General features: G+C 38.3%; 21 protein-coding genes. 6 read left to right on the top strand and 15 right to left on the bottom strand.

Features of this window, described 5'->3' with window-relative positions:
- Both QZV68_RS04890 and QZV68_RS04885 read left to right on the top strand, forming a co-directional pair.
- Positions 1–144: a hypothetical protein gene (locus tag QZV68_RS04890; protein ID WP_296879130.1), complete on the top strand. Its 144-nt coding sequence runs from the start codon at positions 1–3 to the stop codon at positions 142–144.
- Entirely contained in the window at positions 137–3,100 is a 2,964-nt protein-coding gene (locus QZV68_RS04885; protein ID WP_296879159.1) for a DEAD/DEAH box helicase, read from the top strand. Before QZV68_RS04890 ends, QZV68_RS04885 begins: the two co-directional genes overlap by 8 nt.
- 274 nt (positions 3,101–3,374) lie before the next feature.
- Here the strand turns inward: QZV68_RS04885 and QZV68_RS04880 are convergent, their stop codons facing one another.
- Positions 3,375–3,545, bottom strand: a complete 171-nt coding sequence (locus QZV68_RS04880; protein WP_296879129.1) for a hypothetical protein — start codon at positions 3,543–3,545, stop codon at positions 3,375–3,377.
- A gap of 161 nt (positions 3,546–3,706) precedes the next feature.
- Positions 3,707–4,138 carry a peptidylprolyl isomerase gene (locus tag QZV68_RS04875; protein ID WP_296879127.1) on the bottom strand — a complete coding sequence of 144 codons (432 nt, stop codon included), beginning with the start codon at positions 4,136–4,138 and terminating at the stop codon, positions 3,707–3,709.
- 151 nt (positions 4,139–4,289) lie between these two features.
- Between QZV68_RS04875 and QZV68_RS04870 the strand changes: the two genes are divergently transcribed.
- Positions 4,290–5,450, top strand: coding sequence for an acetylornithine transaminase (locus tag QZV68_RS04870; RefSeq protein WP_296879125.1), 1,161 nt, complete (start codon positions 4,290–4,292; stop codon positions 5,448–5,450).
- Between the two features lie 20 nt (positions 5,451–5,470).
- A complete protein-coding gene (locus QZV68_RS04865; RefSeq protein ID WP_296879123.1) occupies positions 5,471–6,172 on the top strand; it encodes a hypothetical protein in 702 nt (233 codons plus the stop codon).
- Positions 6,173–6,179: 7 nt separating this feature from the next.
- On the opposite strand, the gene QZV68_RS04860 is transcribed toward QZV68_RS04865, so the two are convergent.
- The gene (locus QZV68_RS04860; RefSeq protein WP_296879121.1) at positions 6,180–6,584 is read right to left on the bottom strand and encodes an NUDIX domain-containing protein; all 405 of its coding nucleotides are present in this window, start codon (positions 6,582–6,584) and stop codon (positions 6,180–6,182) included.
- A gap of 130 nt (positions 6,585–6,714) precedes the next feature.
- Between QZV68_RS04860 and lysA the strand changes: the two genes are divergently transcribed.
- Both lysA and dapF read left to right on the top strand, forming a co-directional pair.
- A complete protein-coding gene (lysA, locus tag QZV68_RS04855) occupies positions 6,715–7,998 on the top strand; it encodes a diaminopimelate decarboxylase (protein WP_296879119.1) in 1,284 nt (427 codons plus the stop codon).
- Positions 7,999–8,007: 9 nt separating this feature from the next.
- Positions 8,008–8,868 carry a diaminopimelate epimerase gene (gene dapF / locus QZV68_RS04850; protein ID WP_296879117.1) on the top strand — a complete coding sequence of 287 codons (861 nt, stop codon included), beginning with the start codon at positions 8,008–8,010 and terminating at the stop codon, positions 8,866–8,868.
- 5 nt (positions 8,869–8,873) lie between these two features.
- Here the strand turns inward: dapF and QZV68_RS04845 are convergent, their stop codons facing one another.
- From QZV68_RS04845 to QZV68_RS04790, 12 genes are all read right to left on the bottom strand, one after another.
- Positions 8,874–9,038: a hypothetical protein gene (locus tag QZV68_RS04845; RefSeq protein WP_296879115.1), complete on the bottom strand. Its 165-nt coding sequence runs from the start codon at positions 9,036–9,038 to the stop codon at positions 8,874–8,876.
- A 12-nt stretch (positions 9,039–9,050) separates the two neighbouring features.
- Positions 9,051–9,635: a HemK2/MTQ2 family protein methyltransferase gene (locus QZV68_RS04840; RefSeq protein WP_296879113.1), complete on the bottom strand. Its 585-nt coding sequence runs from the start codon at positions 9,633–9,635 to the stop codon at positions 9,051–9,053.
- A 6-nt stretch (positions 9,636–9,641) separates the two neighbouring features.
- Positions 9,642–10,514 carry a 16S rRNA (adenine(1518)-N(6)/adenine(1519)-N(6))-dimethyltransferase RsmA gene (gene rsmA / locus QZV68_RS04835; RefSeq protein ID WP_296879111.1) on the bottom strand — a complete coding sequence of 291 codons (873 nt, stop codon included), beginning with the start codon at positions 10,512–10,514 and terminating at the stop codon, positions 9,642–9,644.
- A gap of 8 nt (positions 10,515–10,522) precedes the next feature.
- A complete protein-coding gene (locus QZV68_RS04830; protein WP_296879110.1) occupies positions 10,523–11,167 on the bottom strand; it encodes a DUF655 domain-containing protein in 645 nt (214 codons plus the stop codon).
- Between the two features lie 301 nt (positions 11,168–11,468).
- On the bottom strand, positions 11,469–11,867 hold the full coding sequence (locus QZV68_RS04825) for a TIGR00730 family Rossman fold protein (protein ID WP_296879108.1): 399 nt from the start codon (positions 11,865–11,867) through the stop codon (positions 11,469–11,471).
- Between the two features lie 4 nt (positions 11,868–11,871).
- Positions 11,872–11,997, bottom strand: a complete 126-nt coding sequence (locus QZV68_RS04820) for a hypothetical protein (protein WP_296879106.1) — start codon at positions 11,995–11,997, stop codon at positions 11,872–11,874.
- A gap of 115 nt (positions 11,998–12,112) precedes the next feature.
- A complete protein-coding gene (locus QZV68_RS04815) occupies positions 12,113–12,460 on the bottom strand; it encodes an RNA polymerase Rpb4 family protein (protein WP_296879104.1) in 348 nt (115 codons plus the stop codon).
- A gap of 5 nt (positions 12,461–12,465) precedes the next feature.
- Entirely contained in the window at positions 12,466–12,756 is a 291-nt protein-coding gene (locus QZV68_RS04810) for a 50S ribosomal protein L21e (RefSeq protein WP_296879102.1), read from the bottom strand.
- Between the two features lie 243 nt (positions 12,757–12,999).
- Complete coding sequence (locus tag QZV68_RS04805) at positions 13,000–14,679, bottom strand: MATE family efflux transporter (protein ID WP_296879101.1); 1,680 nt, start codon at positions 14,677–14,679, stop codon at positions 13,000–13,002.
- 54 nt (positions 14,680–14,733) lie between these two features.
- Positions 14,734–16,413, bottom strand: coding sequence for an MATE family efflux transporter (locus QZV68_RS04800; RefSeq protein WP_296879099.1), 1,680 nt, complete (start codon positions 16,411–16,413; stop codon positions 14,734–14,736).
- Between the two features lie 14 nt (positions 16,414–16,427).
- Positions 16,428–18,914 carry an AMP-binding protein gene (locus QZV68_RS04795; RefSeq protein ID WP_296879097.1) on the bottom strand — a complete coding sequence of 829 codons (2,487 nt, stop codon included), beginning with the start codon at positions 18,912–18,914 and terminating at the stop codon, positions 16,428–16,430.
- Positions 18,911–22,766, bottom strand: a 3,856-nt coding sequence (locus QZV68_RS04790; protein WP_296879095.1) for an amino acid adenylation domain-containing protein, incomplete at its 5' end; no start/stop codon positions are given. The genes QZV68_RS04790 and QZV68_RS04795, both read right to left, overlap by 4 nt.

The raw sequence follows: 22,766 nt of genomic DNA, 5'->3' as shown, positions 1-22,766 counted from the left end.
ATGGACAGATTACAAATGGCAAAGGACAAAAAGGCTGAACTTGAAGACAAACTCCAGAAAGTCAAAGGAACTCCAAGAGAAGAGGAATTCCAAATGCAGCTTGACAAAATAAACCAACTGATTGAACATCTTGAAAATGAATAACCTCAACACCGATGACATCATTAACGGAGCGAAAACCGCATTCATTGACGAACACATCAGCTCCAGCTCTGACTTTAAACCAAAGCTATTGTACAATGACGGAAATTCCAAGGTCATAAACTCAATAAGGGATGAGCTGAGAAGCTGCGACGAGTTCATATTCTCTTCGGCTTTCATCACCATGGGAGGAATCACTCCCCTTCTTGAAGAATTTCTATATCTTGAGAAAAACAACATAAAAGGAAAAATCCTCACAACCGATTACCTGAACTTCACAGAACCAAAGGCATTAAGAAAGCTTCAAAGCTTTAAAAACATTGAGGTCAAGCTTTACCTGCAGGAAAAGGAAGGCTTTCACACCAAAGGCTATCTCTTCAAAAAGGACAATGTCTACAGGGGAATTGTCGGAAGCTCCAACCTGACCATGAATGCGCTTTCCGTAAACAAGGAATGGAACGTTGAGTTCACATCACTTGGCGAAGGGGAAATGCTGAGTGACTTGAAAAATGAATTCAACACCCTATGGGGGGAGGCTGAAAATCTCGATGATGTGCTTCTTGAGTATGAAAAGATTTACGATGACAGCAGGAAATTCTCCGATTTGAAAAGCGTCACCCGAAAAATCAGGGAAAACAACATCACTTTAACTCCAAACTATATGCAGGAGCAGTTTCTGGACAATATTAGAAATCTCATCAAACAGGGTGAAAACAGGGCGATTCTCGTTTCTGCTACAGGTACCGGTAAAACCTATGCATCCGCCTTTGCGGTAAATGACTTCAAGCCAAAAAGGTTTCTCTTTCTGGTTCACAGAGAACAGATTGCAAAACAGTCAATCAATGCCTATAAGCATGTTTTTAAAGACCATGACAAGTTCGGTCTTTTAAGTGGAAACTCAAAGGATTATGATAAGGATTATCTTTTCTCCACTATCCAGACAATGAGCAAGGATGACATTTACTCCAGATTCAAACCAGATCATTTCGACTATATCATCGTCGATGAGGTTCACAAGGCAGGGGCAATGTCATATCTGAAGGTCATAGACTACTTCAGGCCGAAATTCCTTTTGGGAATGACTGCTTCGCCTGAGCGTACGGACGGATTCAATATTTATGACCTTTTTGACAACAACATCGCACATGAAATCCGCCTGCAGGAAGCCTTGGAAGAGGACCTTTTATGCCCGTTCCACTACTTCGGAATTGCCGACGTCGAGTTTGAAGACAGCACAGTAGATGATGATTTTGCTGATTTTAATCTTCTTGCATCGGATGAGCGTGTGGATTATCTTATTGAAAAATCAGATTTCTATGGCTACTCGGGGGATAGAAGAAAATCCCTGGTGTTCTGCTCAAGAAAGCGTGAGGCAGAACTTTTGGCAAAAGAATTCAACAAAAGAGGATACAAGTCAGAAGTTCTAACAGGGGATGATTCACAGGAAAAAAGATTTGAAGCTATTGACAGGCTAACCAACGACGATAATCCCGATAAGCTTGAATTCATTTTCACAGTGGACATCTTCAACGAGGGTGTTGACATTCCAGAAATCAACCAGGTTCTTTTGGTAAGGCCAACCGAGTCTCCAATCATTTTCATTCAGCAGCTTGGAAGGGGACTTAGAAAATACGCCTCCAAGGAATATGTTGTCATTCTGGATTTTATCGGAAACTACAAAAACAACTTCATGATTCCTATTGCCCTTTCAGGAGACAGGTCCTATGACAAGGACAAAATCAGAAAGTATCTCATGGAGGGAAACAAGATAATTCCTGGAGCTTCATCAATCAACTTCGATGAGATATCAAAAAAGCGCATATATGAGTCAATCAACAACACTTCCTTTTCGAAAGTGGCTCTTTTTAAGGAAAAGTACAACAACCTGAAATACAAGCTGGGACGCATTCCCTCATTGTATGATTTTGCAGTCAACGGCGATTTCAATCCTGAAATCATCCTGAATCACAGCAGGTTCGATACTTATGACATCTTTCTCGACTATGTTGAAAAGGACTACAGAAGCAGCCTCAATGATGCTGAAAATGCTTCTTTGAAATTCATTTCAAAAAAGCTGATAAAGGGAATAAGGCCCCACGAGCTTGTGATTTTAAGCTGCCTTAAATACAACAGGTACTTTACTGTAAAACAGGTTGAAGATTATCTTAAGGAGAAATATAATCTTGAAAACCAGTTCGAATCGATAAAAAGCGCAATCAACGTTTTGAGCATGAATTTCTACAGGAAAGAGACAAGCGATGACTATCAGGCAAATACTGTAACAAGCTTCATTTCAAGGGATGAAATGGACTATGAAAACATTTTCTTCAACTTTGACAAGGGCATTTACGATGATTTGAAAAACAACAGGGACTATAAATTTAAGATTTCAGATATTTTCAACTCCGCATTGGCCAATCAGACATTCTTAAGTCATGTAGAAGACTGTCTGAAATATGGATTGTATAAATACGGGGAAATCTACATGTCAGACGGCTCATTCAGGCTTTATGAAAAGTACTCAAGGGAAGACGTTTTGAGGCTCTTGAACTGGGAGCGCTTCATGAACGGTCAAAACATCGGCGGATACAAAATCAAGTACGATACCTGTCCGATATTTGTAACCTACAACAAGTCTGAAGACATTTCAGAAACCATCAACTACGAAGACCATTTCATTTCAAAGGAAGTGTTCAACTGGATGAGCAGAAACAACAGGAAAACCTCTTCACCTGAACTGGAGCCGCTGATTAACTATAACGGCATTGATGTTGAGCTATTTATTCAGAAAAACAATGATGAGGGAATAGAGTTCTACTACATTTCCAAACTGACTCCGATTACATACAAGCAGGTCTACAGAAACATTGACGGCAAGGATCATCCAATCGTCAATTTCAAATTCAAAATCGAGACAGAAGTCAAGGACGAGCTGTATTCATATTTTGTAAATGACTGATTATTTTAGTGGAATTCACAGTTGGTGTGCTTTAAATCACTAAGACATTAACATTAACGATACGGTCTTCACATTCCAGATTCAAATTTTTCCATGATATATATCCACAATCAAAAATCACTTTAATATGTAAAAAACCCTGCCGTTAATGTCTAAAAAAGTTGTAATCAAAAAAAATAAGAATTTGGATATAAATCAAAATATTTTTTTTAGTATGCAACAGGTGTTACGCTGTTGGCTTTGTTGAATTCGTTTAGCAGTTAATTTTACGTGGTCAGATGTATTCTTCACTGTTGTGTTTTACTACAACACAGATTGTTCCATAATCCATGTCATTGAAGCTTGCACTATTTTCGGAATTTTTGTTTAGTGTTAGGTCGGCGTCGGCATAGATGTATTTTCTGCCGTCGTGGTGGATAACTCCGTTTAAAACGTTGTCGTTCACATTTTAGATGTTTATACGGGATTTGCTAAACTGCGTAGTAGTTGCTACTGTAAACGGCTACTCGCATCCTAAAAACTCAAAAAAGACTTTTAAACTATTAAGCTATGTTAATATTTGCAATTTAAAAATAGAAGTTAAAAAAAGAAAATTGAAAGATAATATTATCTTTCTTCGATGTAGACCTTGTTCATTTTGTCTCCTTGCTGGATTGAATCAACAACGTCTTGTCCTTTGATTACTTGTCCAAATACGGTGTGTACACCGTCTAAGTGTGGTTGTGGTGAGTGTGTGATGAAGAATTGGCTTCCGCCAGTGTCTTTTCCGGCATGTGCCATGGACAATGCACCGGTACCGTGTTTGTGTGGGTTTCCTTCGGTTTCACATTTGATGGTGTATCCAGGTCCGCCAGTACCGTTTCCAATAGGGCATCCCCCTTGGATTACAAAGTTTGGGATTACTCTGTGGAAAGTTAATCCGTCGTAAAATCCTTCGTTAATTAACTTTTCAAAGTTAGCAACGGTTCCAGGTGCTTCATTTGGGAACAGTTCAAGTTCAATGTTTCCCTTATCAGTTTCTATTATTGCGACTTTCATTTTATCACCTAATACTATTAGTTATTGTTCATCGATTAAATAGTTAACTATCGGTGTGTACAGTTTAGGAAAAATGCCCATTAAATGAAAGTATTTATTATTAATGAAATTGATATTTAATAAGTGATTAAATAATTTATGGAGGCATTAGATGAATACTCAAGAATTGATTAAGATTGAAGACGACTATTTCCTCAATACCTTCACAAGACAGCCACTCGTTCTGGACCATGGTGAAGGCGTTAAGGTCAGCGACATTGAAGGTAATGAATATTTGGACATGTTTGCAGGAATTGCGGTTAATGCATTGGGCCACAATCATCCTAAGCTTGTAAAGGCAATTCAGGACCAGGCAGAAAAGCTCATTCACATTTCAAGCATCTACTATAACGAGCCTGCTTTGGAATATGCCAAAAAATTGGTTGACATGACCAGTTTCGATAGAATATTCTATTCAAACAGCGGTGCTGAAGCAAATGAAGGAGCAATCAAGCTCGCAGTCAAATACACTGGAAAAAGCGAAGTCATATCAACCGTCGAATCATTCCATGGAAGGACAGTAATGACACTGGCTGCAACAGGACACGAACATTACCATGAACCTTTCAAATCAATACTTCCTAAAGGATTCATCAACGTCCCATACAATGACATTGAAGCAATCAAGGATGCAATAACCGATAATACTGCCGCAATCATTGTAGAGCCTATCCAAGGTGAAGGCGGAGTAAACGTCCCTGACATGGACTATCTCAAGCAAATCGAGGAGATCTGTCATGAAAAGGATATAGTCTTCATTGTTGACGAGGTGCAGACAGGATTCGGAAGATGCGGAACACTCTTTGCACATGAGCTGTTCGGCGTCAAGCCTGACATCATGACAATGGCAAAGGGAATAGGCGGAGGAGTTCCAATGGGTGGAATCCTTGCAACCGAAAAGGTAGCAGGCGCTTTTGTTCCGGGAGACCATGGAACCACATTCGGAGGCGGACCTCTTGTATGTGCAGCGGCAAATGCGGTTCTTGATGAAATCGTAAACGAAAACCTTCTTGACAATGTCAACGAGGTCGGAGACCACTTCATCGCAGAGCTTAAAAAACTTGACAAGGATGTAATCAAGGAAGTCAGAGGAAAAGGCCTGATGGTCGGTGTTGAACTGACAGAACCTGGTGCAGAATACGTCGACAAACTCAGAGAAGCCGGATTTTTAATCAACTGCACTGCAGGCAACGTATTGAGATTCGTACCTCCTCTTATAATTACAAAAGCAGACATTGATGAATTCGTAAAGGCTCTTGATGAACTGTTATAGTCATACTGGAGGATTTATTCATGGCAAGAAGAGTGGAATACCTATGCAATACATGCGGATACACTTACGCTTCCATAGATGAGATATTCTGGATTGATGATGACGGTCAGGTCAACGTAAAGCCACTTGTAATGTCAACATCAGCTGAAAGTTCCGACGCTCCCGTAAAGGGATTCTTTGCTAATTACTACTGTTACGAATGCCAGAAATTCATAAACAAATTCATAATATATAAGAAATCCCTTGAAATGGATGACGGTGAAATCATCCGTATGATAGAGGATTTCAACGACAATTCAAAAATCATACAGTTTGACGACGAGTTTCAAAGATGCATAGAATGCGGCAGCGAACTTCCTTCAAAGGCGGACTATTCCTTTGCGCTGGATACAGAAGATAAGTTCCACATCGGAGAGGATGGCTATGACTTTTCAGATGGAGAGGCATTCAAGTTTGCAGGAATCTATCATGGATACTACTGCTCAAAATGCAAAAGACAGATCAACAAGTTTGTCATCACGGAAAACGGGGCGAACTTCAGTGATGCTCAAATCAAGAATGTCCTGAAGGAGCATACCAATGATTTGACTATATTCATCCGCCGTGACTTTGACATATGTCCTGACTGCGGCGAAGAGGTATACTACCTCAACCAGGATTCCACATGCCCTAAGTGCAGAAGGGACCGCCTGACAGTCACAGGCCATATGATGGTGGACTGACTTACAGTCAAATCTTCCATTTTCTTTTTTTCAATAGCTTTTCAAGGGAAGTAGAGATTTCCAGTTTTTTAATATCTTCGGTGCCTGCCCACATCCAGTCTGTGTGCTCTTCGCTGATTTTAACATCACCTGTTATGTCATCAAGATACATCATAAGCTGCACGGTTCTCTTGTGCATATAGTCGTTTTGAACGGCTTCGCAAAAATCTCCAACCGTACAGTCAAGGTTTGTCTCTTCTTTAATTTCACGCACCAGCGCATCTTCAAAGTCCTCTCCATTTTCAACCTTTCCGCCGGGAAGTTCCCACATCTCGGGGTCGGTTCTGCTTTTAGGATGTCTTTTGACAATCAGGATTTCATCCGAATCGTTTTTAATTATTCCTCTTACTGTAAGTCCGTATGTTTTGCTCATGATAATCACTACATTACTTTTTCATTCTGCATATTAATAATTTGAACGGAAATCTCATTTCTTTGATAAATTTTAAATAAAGCGAAATCCAAAAATATATCCATAATGTAACTTTTTAGGAGTTTTAATTATGGATTTAAATATTAAAGTAAACGAGAAAAACCACCTTGACATCGGTGGGGCAGATGCAATTGATATTGCAGAAGAATTCGGAACTCCAACCTTTGTGATTGATGAAAACAGAATAAGAGATAATTACAATAGATTTTATAGTGCATTCAGTAAACATTATCCTGATTTCAAAGTCTTTTATGCCTGTAAAGCAAATACCAACCTTGCGGTAATGAAAATCTTGGAAAGTGAAGGTTGCTGTATTGATGCGGTATCCCCTGGTGAAGTCCATATTTCAAAAATGCTCGGATTTTCAGGAGACAGAATACTCTTTACAGGTAACAACATCACTGATGACGAATTAAAATATGTTCATGAGGAAGGAGTAGTTTTAAACATCGATTCCATCTCTGCATTGAACAGACTGGCTAAAATGATTGATCCTGAAGGGGTTAAACTTTCATTCAGAGTAAATCCTATGGTCGGTGCAGGACACCACGACCACTGTATTACCGGTGGCGTAATGAGCAAATTCGGTATTATGGACAAGGAAGCTCCTGAAGTCTATCAGATGGCTAAAGACTTGGGATTCAACCCAATCGGTATGCATTCCCACATCGGTTCAGGTATCCTCGATCCGGAACCATTCAAGCTTGCTGTGGAATCCACCATGGACATTGCAGGAAAAGTTCATGAGGAAGCCGGCGTTGACTTTGAATTCGTTGACTTCGGTGGAGGTATAGGCGTTCCTTACACTCCTGAAGAAAAAGTCGTCGACCTCGATAAATTTGCACAAGTCAACATAGGACTCTTCAAGGAAAAACTCGAACAGTATGACATGGGCAGCCCTACAATGTTTCTGGAACCTGGAAGATTCATAGTCGCAGATGCATGTGCACTTCTTGTAACTGTAAACAGCGTAAAACAAAGCTTCAGAAAATTCATCGGTGTGGATGCAGGTTTCAACACACTCCAAAGGCCTGCAATGTATGACTCATACCACCATATCGTAGATGCAAGCAAAATGGACGCTCCTAACACTCAGGAAGTTGATATTGCAGGTAACGTATGTGAATCAGGAGACCTCTTCGCACGTGACAGGCCAATGCCTGATGTGGAAGAAGGAGACGTATTGGCAATATTGAATTCCGGAGCATACGGATTCACAATGTCTTCAAACTACAACTCAAGACCACTGACTTCAGAAATCTTGGTAACAGATGGAAAATGCAATGTAGTACGTGAAAGACAAACATTCGAAGACCTCTACGCAAAACAAAGAATTCCACCACATTTAAAATAAGTTGATATTATGGTAGATTTAAAAGGATTAAAATTTTCAAAAATGCATGGAATAGGAAATGACTTTCCAATAATCGATGAAAGCAAAGGAAAAGTCATATCTGAAGAGGACAAACCTGAAGTATGCAGATTCCTCTGCCACAGAAATTTCGGAGTAGGCGGAGACGGAGTGCTCTTTGTAGAACCGTCAGAAGTTGCAGACATCGGATACAGAATGTTCAATCCTGATGGAAGCGAAGCTGAAATGTGCGGAAACGGTATCAGATGCTTTGCAGATTTCGTATACAGAAAAGGCATATTAAAGCAGGAAAAGATGACTGTCGAAACAGGAGCAGGAATCAAGACAATCGAAATTACAGTTGAAAACGGCGAACCTGTACTGTTCAAAGTGGACATGGGACTTTCCACATTTAAAACTCCTGAAATTCCAATGACATCCGATAAGGATGAATTTTTGGATGGCGAACTGGAAGTGCTCGACACTTCATTCAATGTAACTGCAATCAGCGTTGGAAACCCTCATGCGATAATATTCGTTGATGATGTTGATGAAATAGACATTGACAAGTACGGCCCTGCCATTGAAGCCCATGAAGTGTTCCCTGAAAAGATAAACGTGCACTTTGTTGAAGTAATCTCCAAAAACGAAGGTAAAATGATTACCTGGGAGAGAGGCGCTGGCGTAACACTTGCATGCGGAACAGGTGCAACCTCAACAGCAATTTCAGGCTTCAAGCTCGGACTGTTTGATGATGATATATTGCTTCATCTGCCGGGCGGAGACCTTAAATTCAATGTTTATGAAAAGGACGATTCTCTCGGCGCATTCATGACCGGTCCGGCAGAATTGGTCTTTGATGGAGAATTCTAATTCTCCTAAATTTCTCTTTTTTTCCTGAACAGTCCAATAGCGATGTCACCGACTGCAAGCACGTAAATCAGTATTGTCCAAATGCTTATTCTTTTTGTAGCTATTGCAAATGCGGTCGCCAATACTGCCAGTAATATTCCTATAATAATTGGTTTTTTCCATTCTTCCATTTTATCACCTGATTATATTTTATAAGCGTTGATTAATGTAATGTCTTCAAAAAAGAAGTGTTCAGTTTCTGCAATTTCAGCAATGAAACCCATCTCATCGAATTTTGATAAGGTCTCATCATTGCCCGAAAGTGAAGACTGTATCAGCTGGACAATTCCACCATCATTTAAATGATTTCCCACTTCATTTAAGAATAGATCAATAACTTTCCTTCCATTTAATCCACCGTCGAATGCATAATTTATTGTGTCCTCTAAAACTTCATCATCTTCGGTCGGTAGATATGGAGTATTGAATAGAATTACGTCAAACTTTCTGTTTTTCACAACTTCAAACATGTTTCCCCACAGAATCTCAATGCCGTCTATGCCGTTGTCCTCAAAGTTTTTCCGGGCAAGCTCGCATGCGTCAAAATTGATGTCGGTTACGGTAATCCTGTCGGTCAGCCTTGATGCATACATTGCAACTATTCCTGATCCGGTTCCGATTTCCAAAACGCTCTGGCCTTTCTCAATTTGCAGGTTGTCTGCCAGAAGATAGCTGTCTTCAGCTGGGATATAAACGTTTTCGTCGGTATTTATTGTAAAGTCAGCCATAATAATCTACTCGCTGAAAATAGGGCTCAGTTCCTTTGACAGATAGAGTATCTCTTCGGGAGCAAGCACAACAACTCTTTTTGAAAGATAGTCGTTCAGCCTGTCGTCTTCAATTTCATTCAATCTTTTCTTAAGAATTTTCTTGTCAATTTTGCCTATGATATGCCTTGAATCTATAAGGGCATTTCTGATTTTCTTGTTTCTGTGCTGGAACAGCGCCTTTGTAAAATTAGAATATGTTCTGAAATCCTCATCGGTGATTTCATTTTCCTTCGGTGTCAGCTTAACTACGGTTGAGTCAATTTTAGGTTTTGGTATGAAACTTTCAGAGCTGACATCGGTAAGCTTTTCGACATTGCATCTGAAATACAGCATCGCTGAAAGTCTTGAATAGTTTTTGCTTCCTACCTCCCCGTTCATGCGGTCGGCAAATTCCTTTTGATACATCAGAACGGCAAGGTCAAAGTCATAGTTTAAAAATTTGAAGGTGATTGGTGATGAGATTTGATAAGGTAGGTTTGAGATGATTTTGTTGAATTTCGGAAAGTCTACTTTTAGCGCATCATCATTTATTAACTCTACATTATCGATTTTTTCGTCTTTAAGTCGTTTGGCTAATATCTTGCAGATGTTTTCATCCTGCTCGATAGCTATTACCTTTTTGGCTTTCTTAGCGATTTCAATTGTTAGTGTACCGATCCCAGTCCCTATCTCCAAAACTGTATCCCTCTTGTCGATGTCACCAAAGCCGATGATTTGGTCTCTTTTGTTTTTGTCAATAAGGTAATTCTGACCAAGGTTCCTGTTCAGTGTAATCCCATGCTGACTTAAGATACTTTTTGTTGTTTTGGATAAAGATTGGGAGGCATCACTAGTCAATTTATCACTTATCTTCTTGGTTTTCTCTGTGGGCTTCTCTGTCCTCTTGGAGGTTGTGTAAACAGGTTGTATTTGTTTTTACCTCTTTTAGGAGTTGAAGTATCGAGTTCCTGCTGAACTCTTTTCACAATCATTCCTGCAGGGTCTGCAAGGTTTGGAAGTCTTTGAGAGAAGTCTTCAAAGCTTTCGAAAGGCTTTTTCTCTCTTTCTTCAATGATTTCCCACATGTATTTTTTACCAATTCCAGGAATTAACTCTAATTTATGAAGTCTTGTACTCAATGCTTCAGCAGTATTGAAGAACTCAACGAATTTGTCTTCCTGATTTTCGACAATATCTCGAATGGCATACTCCATTTCGATTCTGCTTGTTGCAGTCAAGTTTTCATAATCCAATCTTCCAAGAACTCTGTATATCTTGTCTCTTTTACCTTTTCCAATATATACAGTGTCTTGTATTTCTAAATCCACTCCGGTTTTAGGAGCTAATTCTAGTAAAGTGAATTGTTCTGTACCAATAGCCTGAGCAATAGCTTTTCCGCCAAATTTGGACATGTCGGATTTAACATATCCACGACTTAAGTAATCAAGTACAACAGCATACTCTTCTTTTTTTGCTGCCTGTCCTTTATCATTTTTGTTTTTATTCTCCATTTTATCACTTCACTATTGTTTTTTACTGTCTAAAATTGACTAAAAGATAAACTCATTATTAGATTTTATTTTTAAATATAATAAATATATCTATAAAAAAGGACTCTTTCAAAAACTTTGTTGATTTGAAATTTTTGATGAAAATTAGTTTTGAATTTTTAATTTTGTTTGAAAATAGTTAAAGCTTAAAGGCACATATGCTGGTCTTTAAAGAGTTTGAAGGGACAACCCTTCACTCTTACCCGACCAAAAAACATTCTAAAACAATGATTAACTGATTTAATCGACAATATGAATCAATTTAAAATAACTCAAAAAGTTCATCTATTGTGTGGGCAACTTCTATCATTTGCATTGTTTCATCAGCTATTATACCTTCATAGTTCATCTTTAAAAGCAAAGAAAATAGAAAATCATAGAAATGATTTATACTAAAAAGAATAATCTTTTTAGAATGTCTATTGAGTTCTCTTAAAGTTATAAAATCAAAAAATTCATCCATAGTGCCGACTCCACCTGGACAAACTACAAATACATCGGATTTCTCTAGGAATAATTCTTTCCTCTGGTGCATTGTGTCTGTTTTTATGTGTTCGTCAGCATGCTGGAACTCAGTATTAAAATTTTCAATCCATGTAGGGGCAATAGCTATAATCTCACCATGATTAGCATAAGCTCCGGATGCTACAGCACCCATCATACCGTCATTTCCACCCACCAAAAACTAAACTGTGGCCATTTTCAATAAGTTTTAAACCTAATTCATAGCCAACATCAGTATATTCTTTTGGTGTTTCTGCACTTGAAAATCCAAATATACAAACTTTCATAAAATTACTATATATCCGATTATATAAAATAATTTGACTATACTTGAAAGAGTCAAAAAAAGTGGTTAAATCAGTTGAAAGTGTAAAATTTAAAAAAAGAGAATAGTTTTAAGAACTATTCTTCGACATCATATTGTTCTAGAATTTCTAAAATCTGTTCCATTTCCTCTTTGGTAGGTTGGAAAGGTTCTTTAGCAAAAATTAATCTTAAGTCTGCTAAATCTTTAGGAACTAAATCTACAATATGGACGACTGCTCTAGTTCTTAAGTTAGGAAACGCTTCCTGAAGTTTTTCCATGATTTCTTCACTGTCTTCTGCAGAATATTTCTTGAATCTTGAAAGATGGTTCAAGGTAAGATTCTGTTCATAGTTCAATTCATTGTCCTGTGAGAAATCTTCAAGAATTTCTTTTACTTTTGCGCTTGGTATTGCTTCAGTTTCGATAAGTTCTTTTCCGATCATAAAAATCAGTTTTGTAATTTTAAGTGGTCAGGTCTTACAATTAAATCTTTTGCTTTGTTTCCGTCTTTTAAAGATACAATGTAAGCTTTACCTTTTTGACCAGTTATTTTACCTGTTTTACCGTGGAATCTAGGAGCAGGTTGTCCTTTTTGGATACTTGGGTTGATGGTAATGTGAACTAAATCCCCTTCTTCGAATTTTTGGAGTCTGTTTGTAATAGGGTTAGTTCTACCTGGCCTTTGTACTTTAGTCATTTTTTTTCTTGATCTACTTTTCAATCCTCTTGATCTTTGCATTTGAATAACCTCTTAATCAGTAGTCTGGGTATAAATCCATGTTATCAGCGACCTAGTATTAAAAAGCCCATAAATACTAGTAACATAGAATGTTAAAATAAAAATTATCATCCAGTGATATGATAATATTATATTTTTAGTTTAATCTTATTAATATACTTTTAGTTTTTTCGATATTTTCATGGAATTTTCAGGTTTTTGAAAATTTTAAAAAATAAAAAAAGAAAAGCAAAATGCTAATATTTAGCTTTTGCTCATTTCATATTCGATGGTGTTGAATCCCAGAACTTCTGCATATTTGAGAAGTCCTTCAGGGAAGTTTTTCTTGAGATGTTTGAGATTTTCCTGTTCTCCGTTGTATTTGATGTCTAGATGTATGCTTTCATCGTAGTCTATGACCAGCACTTCCACATATGTTCCGGATGGGTTTGTGTCCAGAATCACGTCAAAGATTTTGTTTGTGTTTTTGCAGAATTCCTCATTGGCATTTAGGTTTTTCAAATGCTGGAGGCATTCGTCTCTTTCTTTTGTGTCGTTGTCTGTTAGGGCGAAGTTTCTTGTTTTATCTTCCAAATCCTTTTCAATGAAGAACAGTCCACTGTATTTAGGCTCTCTGCTTTGGATTACCTTGACGCTAACCACGACGAAAATTACTGAAAGCAGGCATCCTACAGGGAATCCCAACCATATTCCGTCTGATCCTATCAGGTTATACAATACATATACAGATCCCAATGGCAATACGAGGGTGTATAGGATTGAAAGTGCTGTTGAGAGTACAGTTCTTTCGATTGCTTCGTAGTAGAATACCAATAGGCTTGGAAGTATTGACAACAGGAATAGGAATGAATACAGTTGAAGCGCATGTTTGGCAAATTCTCCAATGTCCTTATGATTGAAGTTATAAAGGGCAAGGAATGCGTCAGGCCATATCCATATTGCTAATGTTAGGATTAATGCAAAGGCTATTGAGATTACAAGCGAAATCTTGATTAAATGCTTTAGGTTGGCATAATCATGCTTTGCATAATATATCGGAACGATTGAAGTTAATGTTTCCGCAATTCCGACATCGATTATACTTGCAATTACCAGTGCGTCCATACAGAGCATGTATGTGGTCAGTCCGGTATCTCCTAATGTTGAAGCCAGGAAAGCGTTTATTATGTAAACGAATATTACATCAAAGATACCTATACTTGCACCTGGGAAACCAATTTTTATTATTTCTATACTGTGTTTGACGAATGTTTTCAATTCAAGAGCTTTACGGACAAATCTGAATGTTCTTTTTTGATTGCGGACATAAATTAAACATAATCCAAGACAAACTACATATCCTATAAGTGTTGCAAGTGAAGATGAAGACATTCCCATTCCTGATGATAAAAATATGTAATTCAGGATAATGTTTACAACGTTTGCCACGATAATGGCTACTGATGCAAAGTTTGGCATGCCGTCCACACGGATATATTGGATAAGTACTCCTGCAATTGTGGATACAACAAAACAGCCAAACATGTATGTGGAATATTCAAGTACGAGCGATTTGTTGGCAGGTGTTGCATGAAGTAGTGTAGCCAGCGGGTCCATGAATATAAAACAGACGACTGCCATTATCAGGGATGCAATCAATGACAGTAAAAGGGATATGGTAAAGTAGCGGTTACTTCCGTCTGTATCGAATTCTGCCTTTTTGTTCAATGCTAAAATTTGTCCTCCAAGTCCGAATAACCATTCGAACACGGTTACTAATAAAATCAATGGTTCTAAAACTTCAATAGCACCAACCGCAAGTTCACCAATAAATGAGCCTACAAAAAAGCTGTCTATAACTGAACTTATGTTTAGTGCCATTACAATAAGTAATGTAGGTAGTAATAATTCTCTGAATTTGCTGTCAGCAATTTTAAAATTCATATAAATTCTCCTTAATATTGCACCTCATGTGAAAATAAAGCTAAATAGTAATATTTAGCTTTTTTTCATTTCATATTCGATGGTGTTGAATCCCAATACTTCTGCAAATTTGAGAAGTCCTTCAGGGAAGTTTTCCTTGAGATGTTTGAGATTTTCCTGATCTCCGTTGTATTTGATGTCGAGATGTATGCTTTCATCGTAGTCTATGACCAGCACTTCCACATATGTTCCTGATGGGTTTGTGTCTAAAATCACGTCAAAGATTTTGTTTGTGTTTTTGCAGAATTCCTCATTGGCATTTAAGTTTTTCAAATGCTGGAGGCATTCGTCTCTTTCTTTTGTGTTGTTGTCTGTTAGGGCGAAGTTTCTGGTTTTTTCTTCCAAATCCTTTTCAATGAAGAAAAGACCGCTGTATTTCGGTTCCCTCATTTGTATTATTTTAACGGTAATTATAACGAAGACAGTTGAAAGCAGACATGCTAGAGGGAATGCAATCCATATTCCGTCGGATCCTATTGCATAATACAGTATGTATACTAAAGCTAACGGCAATACGAGTGTGTACAGGGTTGAAAGTACTGTTGAAAGCACAGTTCTTTCGATTGCTTCGTAATAGAATACCAGCATACTCGGAAGTATTGACAACAGGAATAGGAATGAATACAGCTGAAGCGCATGCTCTGCAAATCCTACAATGTCCTGATGGTGGAAGTTATAAAGGGCAAGGAATCCTTGAGGCCATACCAATATAAACACAGTTAAAGCCGCTGCAAAGGCCACTGAGAGTATAAGCGAAATTTTAATCAGATGTTTCAGATTCACATAATCATGCTTTGTATAATATATCGGAACGATTGATGTCAGGGTTTCTGAAATTCCGACATCGATAATACTTGCAATTACCAATATGTCCATACAGAGCATGTATGTGGTCAGTCCGATATCTCCCAATGTTGAAGCCAGGAAAGCGTTCATCAGGTAAACGAATATTACATCAAAGATACCTATACTTGCACCCGGGAAACCAATTTTTATTATTTCTATACTGTGGCTGATGAATGTTTTTAATTTAAGTGCTGAACGAACAAATCTGAATGTTCTTTTTGGGCTGCGAAGATAATATATACATACTACTAAGGAAATTGTATATCCAATAAATGATGCAAGTGAAGCGGAAGCCATACCCATACCGGATGATAAAAATATGTAATCCAGAATTATATTGATTACATTAGCAAGGATAATGACAAATGATGCAAAGTTTGGCATGCCGTCAACACGAATGTATTGGGTAATTACTCCAGAAATTGTGGATACAACAAAACATCCATACAGGAATGTAGCATATTGAAGTATGAGCGGTTTTGTAGCCGGTGTTGCATGAAGTAGTGTAGCTATCGGGTCCATATATACAAAACAGACAATTGCCATTATCAAAGATGCAAGGAATGACAATAGCATAGCCAATGTAAAGTAGCGGTCACTTCCGTCTGAATCGAATTCCGCTTTTTTGTTTAATGATAAAATCTGTCCTCCAAGTCCGAATAACCATTCGAAAACGGTTACTAATAAAATCAATGGTTCTAAAAGATCAATTGCAGCAACCGCATATTCACCTATAAACCGGCCTACAAAAAAGCTGTCTACAACTGAACTTATGTTCAATGCCATTACAATAAGTAATGTAGGCAATAATAATTCCCTAAATTTACTGTCCGCAATTTTAAAATTCATAAAAATTCACCTAGTTAATCAAAATAATGTACCTCATTTAAATATTCAATAAATCGTTTAAGATATTCTTCATCAGATTCAGGCCATTCAAATCCTAATGCATTAAGGATGTCAAGTGTCAGGTCTATGCTGACGATTTCTCCACTGTCGCTTTCTTCGGATTCAAATTCTTCACCGTCTTCACTGTCAAAGTCATCGATAGTCAAATCGGCTGTAATGAGTCCCTGAATGTTTTCATCCATGTTTTGCTCATAGATTTTTCTGAACTCTTCAGGTGTGACTTCTTCAATGCCAAATCCAAATGTATTCAATGCGTCAATTATGTCGCTGGTTGGTATTAGTTTGTCACTTACTGCATGGAATACCACTGATTCTTTAGGAGTCTTTGCAAGAGCAAGGGTTGCCTTTGCCACATAATCGATTTGACTCATTTCAACAATCTCTTCTGAAATTTCAGGAATTGTGGCCTTCAGGTTCTTGATGGCTTTTATGTTGTTCAAGAATGCATTTGTATCATAGTTTTTCTGGAAGACTCCATCAGAGTAACGTGCCATAAGGTTTCCTACCCTTATTATTTTTACATTAAGACCTGATAAAGCTTTTTCAAGTACCATTCTTTCTGCGAGGAACTTACTGTTGAGATACTTGTTGGATAGGTCTTGTCCCCAGTACAATGTTTTTTCATCGCAGTTTAAGTCATCAGTGTCTGTATCTTCTGAATAGTCCTCAAGCACACTGGTTGTGGATATTTGAACGTATGTGATGTTGTTTACATCAGCGAATTCAAGTCCATTCACTACTCCGTCGACGTTTACTCTAAAGATATAATCGTCATGAGTGTAGTGTTTTACGATAGCTGCACAGTTGATTATTGTATCAATAGGATAGTCTTCAAGCTTTTTGAAGTCATCAAGGCTTGTTATGTCTCCTTCGCTTAGGATTATGCGTGATCCGATAAGGTCACTGAAGTCTTCATCGAAGTAGTAGTCCATTAAATCTATTAAACGCTCTTCGCAGGTATCGAACTTGCCTTTTCTAAGCATACAGTAGATTGTACCTTCTTCATTCTTGATGTATTCATATAAGACATGGATACCTAAGAAACCGGTTACCCCTGTCAGCAATACATTTCCTAACTCCAGATTTGTACCTTTTGCGAAGTTTTCAAAGGTGTTTTGCTCAAGAAGACGGTCGATTGCACTGTAGTCGTAGTTTTTAATGATGTCGACATCAAGGTCTTCTGAGATTTCATCTCCTGAAATGAAACTTGCAAGTTTTCTTGGAGTTTGGTTTCTGAAGATATCATCATATTTCACGTTATAATCTTGTTTTAATAACTCAATAATGAGTTTTGATGCTATAAGTGATGTTCCTCCTATTTCAAAGAAGTTGTCTTCTGCACCGACGATTTCTATGTCGAGTATAGATGAGTATATTGCACAGATTGTTTGTTCAAGCTTGTTTTTAGGAGGGACGTATGTAAGTTCAAGTTTTGGTTCAGGCAACGCTTTTACATCTGTTTTTCCGTTAGGGGTTTGAGGCATTTCGTCCAGCTGCATGAAGACTGTTGGAACCATGTACTGTGTAAGTCTTTCGCTTAGGTATGCCTTAAGGGCGTCCTTATCAATTTCTTCTTCTGCAGTGAAGTATGCGCACAGATGCTCGTTGTTTCTGATTTCCTTGATTACAACAACTGCATTTTTCATGTTAGGGAAGTTGGATATGTTGGATTCGATTTCTCCGATTTCTATTCTTAATCCTCTCAGTTTAATCTGGTTGTCTATTCTTCCCTTGATGTCAATGTCTCCGTCCGGAAGCTCAATAGCGTAGTCCCCACTTCTGTAGTATGGGATGCCGTCAATGGTCAGGTATACCTCTTCGGTTTTGTCCGGCATGTTGTAGTATCCTTTACCTACACCGACACCTCCGATGTATAGCTCTCCCATTACTCCTTTAGGCAGGAGTTTTCCGTCGATGTCTCTAACATCGGTAATGTAGTTTCTTAATGCATGACCGATTGTGATGTTTTCCGGATCGGTTATTTCCTTGTAGTTGGAAGCGATTGTTGCTTCGGTAGGTCCGTAACTGTTGTAGACTGCTGCGTCACAGTATTTTTTGACTCCGTTGAACGCTTGGGCTGAGAACTGTTCTCCTCCCATTACGATACATTTGGCACAGTCTATTGCATCACAGAATTCATCGAATTCAAGGTATGACAGCAGTCTTGAAGGTGTGAATTCCATAACTTCAGGTTTTTCACGTTTAATCAGCCTGATTAGCTCTACGATACTTTTTATTTCATCATCGTTTGCAAATATGATTTTTATTCCGTTTGTGATTCCTGTGAGGATATCCTCGAGGGATGTATCGAATGCAATTGTTGCAATGCTTAACAGGTTATTGTATTCGCATTTAGGGTTTGCTTCGGTTTCGTTACATGCGTTTTCATGACTGATCATTACACCTTTTGGATTTCCTGTTGAACCGGATGTGTAAATCATGTATGCCAGATCATCAGGGTTAAGTTCAACATCTGTATTGTCGGTATTGTCCTCTTCAAGTAGTAGTCAATCCTTTCTTTAGGGAACTTTAAATCGAGTGGTATGAAGGCACAACCTGCTTTTAATACACCGATTATTGAAGCAATCAGGTCACTGTTACGAGGAAGCATTATCAATATGTTGCTTCTTGGTTTGACACCTTTCTTAATCAGTGCATTTGCTATGCGGTTTGCCTTTTTGTTGAGCTCGTCATATGATAATGTCTCGTCAGATGCAACAAGTGCGATTTCGTCCGGTTTTTCTTCCACTTGCGCTTCGAAACGTCTGTGGAGGAATGGGTTGACCACTTCTTCAAATTCAGGTGGCAGGAGATTTGCTGCAAGCTCAATATCTTCAATTCTCAATTTGTCCATATCGTTTACGAAGAATTGGACCAGTGTGTATTTGATTGCGTTTAGGAAGTCTTTAGCATATTCTTCAGTATAGATTTGGTCATTGTACTCGATGTAAATTGCAATTTCGTCTCCGTCATCGTAAATGTCTAGATTGATTTTGTAGTCGGTTGCTACGGTTCCGTCAAGCTCTTCCATTGCATAGGTGTCTCCTTCCATTTCAAGGCTGTCGGTTTCAAATGCTCCATGGTATGCATAGAAGAATTCAGGTTTTAACTGATACTTTTCGGAAAGTGTGGTATATGGGTAGTTACTGTGTACCAGCGCATCTTTCCATGATTTGTCGACCACTTTGATGAAGTCTTCAACCATCATTGACCTGTTTTCACTGCCCACCATAATCGGAAGTGTTTTTACAAGCATTCCCTGAGTATTGTAGTAGTTGGAGTTGGACCTTCCGTTGAAGATTGTAGTTATCAGTGTCTTGTCAGAGAATGTAAACTTGTTAAGGGCCAGTACTGTTGCACTCATGAAGAGTACGTTTGGACTTATGGAATGGTCTTGACAGAAGTGCCTTACAAAGTTTGAATCGATTACGTCTTCAATGAGTTTGATGTTACCTTCGTCAGGATTTCCGTTTATGTTTGGAGTGAGTACTGTGGATTCGAATCCTTGGGCGAACCTGTTTTTGTAATACTCTTTTGAAACTTCATTTTCACTGAGTTCGTTTTCAATTAAACTGTATGCGAATCCGTCTACAATTTCCACACTTAGCTCTTCACCGCTGTAAGCGTTCATTATATCGTCGAAAAGAATATCCTGTGATACACCGTCTGTAATTACGTGGTGGATATCTGTGAAGAGTACGACTTCATCTGGAGTCTTGTAAATCTTGAATCTGAACAGTTGATTGTCTTCAATTGGGATGTACTGGATGTCTTTTTCCATCATCTCTTTATTTGTAATTGAATCCACTTCTACGATTTCAATCTCATCAATTTCGGCATCATCGCATCTTTTCTGTCTCAGTTCACCTTCAGCGGTGGTGATAATTCTTGTTTTGAGATATGGATGCGCTTCGACAGTATCGATTATTGCCTGTCTGAGTTTCAATGCATCAACATTGCTTCCAAAGCGTATGCAGGAAGGCATTGTGTATTTGATTTCTTCAGTTTGCTTACATTCATAGTAGATACCTAACTGATTGGATGTCAGTGGGAAGAGATCCATTGTTTCAGCGTTCTTGATGATTTCTGGAATGTCAATTTGAGCTGCAATGTTGTTGTCGACCTTATCTGAAAGGCTTTGGATTGTTGGATTGTTGAACAGGTCTGTTATTTCAATGTTAACATCAGTTTCATTATAAATTAATGAGTTCAGTTTCATTAATGTCAATGATGTGAATCCTAAAGCGTATAAGTCATCTGTAATACCGAATTCCTCTGCGGTTGTAAGTGATGAAACCAGTTTGAATATCTTTTTCTCGGTTTCGGTTTCAGGCTCAACAAAGTCAAGTGCCAATGAAGGTTCAGGCAATGCTTTTATGTCGGTTTTTCCGTTAGGAGTTTGAGGCATTTCATCAATTTGCATGAACACTGTTGGAACCATATACTTGGTCAGCTTGTTTTGCAGGTAACGTTTAAGGAGATTAATGTCAATTTCCCTTTCAGCAGTGAAGTAAGCACATAGGTGTTCGCTGCTGTTGATTTTCTTGATTACAACAACGGTATTCTTGATGTTAGGGAATCTGGTAATGTTGGATTCGATTTCACCAATTTCAATCCTCAATCCTCTTAATTTAATTTGGTTATCGATTCTTCCCTTAATGTCAAGTTCTCCATCTGGAAGCTCTATTGCGTAGTCTCCGCTTCTGTAGTATGGGATATTGTTGATTTCAAGGTATACCTCTTCGGTTTTGTCCGGCATGTTGTAGTATCCTTTACCTACACCTGTACCTCCGATGTAGAGTTCTCCCATTACTCCTTTAGGCAGGAGTTTTCCGTCGATGTCTCTTACTTCGGTTACGTAGTTTTGCAGTGCTTTACCGATTGTGATGTTTTCCGGATCGGTTATTTCCTTGTAGTTGGAAGCGATTGTTGCTTCGGTAGGTCCGTAACTGTTGTAAACTTTGGCATCGGTATACTCCTTGACTCCGTTGAATGCTTTGGCTGAGAACTGTTCTCCTCCCATAACGATACATTCGGCACAGTCAATCACTTTACAGAAATCATCAACTTCAAGATATGACAGCAGTCTTGATGGGGTGAATTCCATGACCTGCGGTTTTTCCCGTTTAATCAGGCGGATTAAATCAACTACATTCTTGATTTCGGAATCGTTTGCAAATATTATCTTGATTCCGTTTGTGATACCAGTTAAGATATCTTCAAGGGATGTATCGAATGCGATTGTTGCAATACTTAACAGATTATCGTATTCTGCTTTTGGATTTGCTTCAGTTTCGTTGCATGCATTTTCATGACCAATCATTACACCTTTAGGTTTTCCTGTGGATCCTGATGTGTAAATCATGTATGCAGTATCGTCAGGTGATATTTCAACATCCGGATTTTCAATGTTTTCCTCTTCAAGCAGTTCTTTGATGTCTAATGAGTTGTCTTTAGTTTCATTGGATATGATGTAATCTGCCTGACTGTTTTCATAGATGTAGTCTATTCTATCTTGAGGATATTCCATATCGATTGGGATAAATCCACATCCTGCCTTTAAAACACCAATTATTGATGCAATAAGGTCTTTTGTCCTTGGAAGCATGATTAAGACATTGTGTCTTGGTTCAACTCCACGTTTGATTAATCCGTTGGCAACCCTGTTACTTAATTCATTCAATTCTCTGTAGGTGTATTCCTCTTTATTTGAAACCAGTGCAATTTCGTCAGGTTTGGTTTCAACTTGTTTTTCAAAGCGTTTGTGGAGGAATGGATTTTCAAGTGGAGTGAATGTTGGTAACTCTTTGCTTGTTTCAAGCTCAACATCGCAAATTCTCATGGTCTTAAAGTCATTGCTCACTACTTGGTCTAGAATTGTCTCTGTTGACTTGAGGAATGTTTCAATATAACCTTTTGAATACAATTGGTCATTGTAGGATATGGTTATTTCAAGGGATGTGTCCTCTCTGAATACGCTGAGGTCTATCTTGTATTCCATTATTCCGTTGCCGTCATCCAGTTCGTAGTTTTCATAATCGTCACCTTCCATTTCAAGACTTTCAGAGCCGGAGCCTTCATCGTATGAATAGAAGAATTCAGGTTTCAACTGATATTTGTCGGCAATCTTGGTGTATGGATATATGCTGTTGTTTATTGATTCAATCCATGTTTTGTCAACTGATTTGATGAACTCTTCAATGGTCTGTTCTCTGTTTTCATGTTTGATAATCAATGGGAGTGTTTTTACTAAGAATCCCTGTGTATTGAAGTAATTAGGATCTGCTCTTCCG

The organism is uncultured Methanobrevibacter sp., assembly GCF_902801725.1.
Classification (GTDB): Archaea; Methanobacteriota; Methanobacteria; order Methanobacteriales; family Methanobacteriaceae; genus Methanocatella.
Note: the sequence above shows the minus strand (reverse complement) of the source record. Positions and strands in the feature narration are given on the sequence as shown.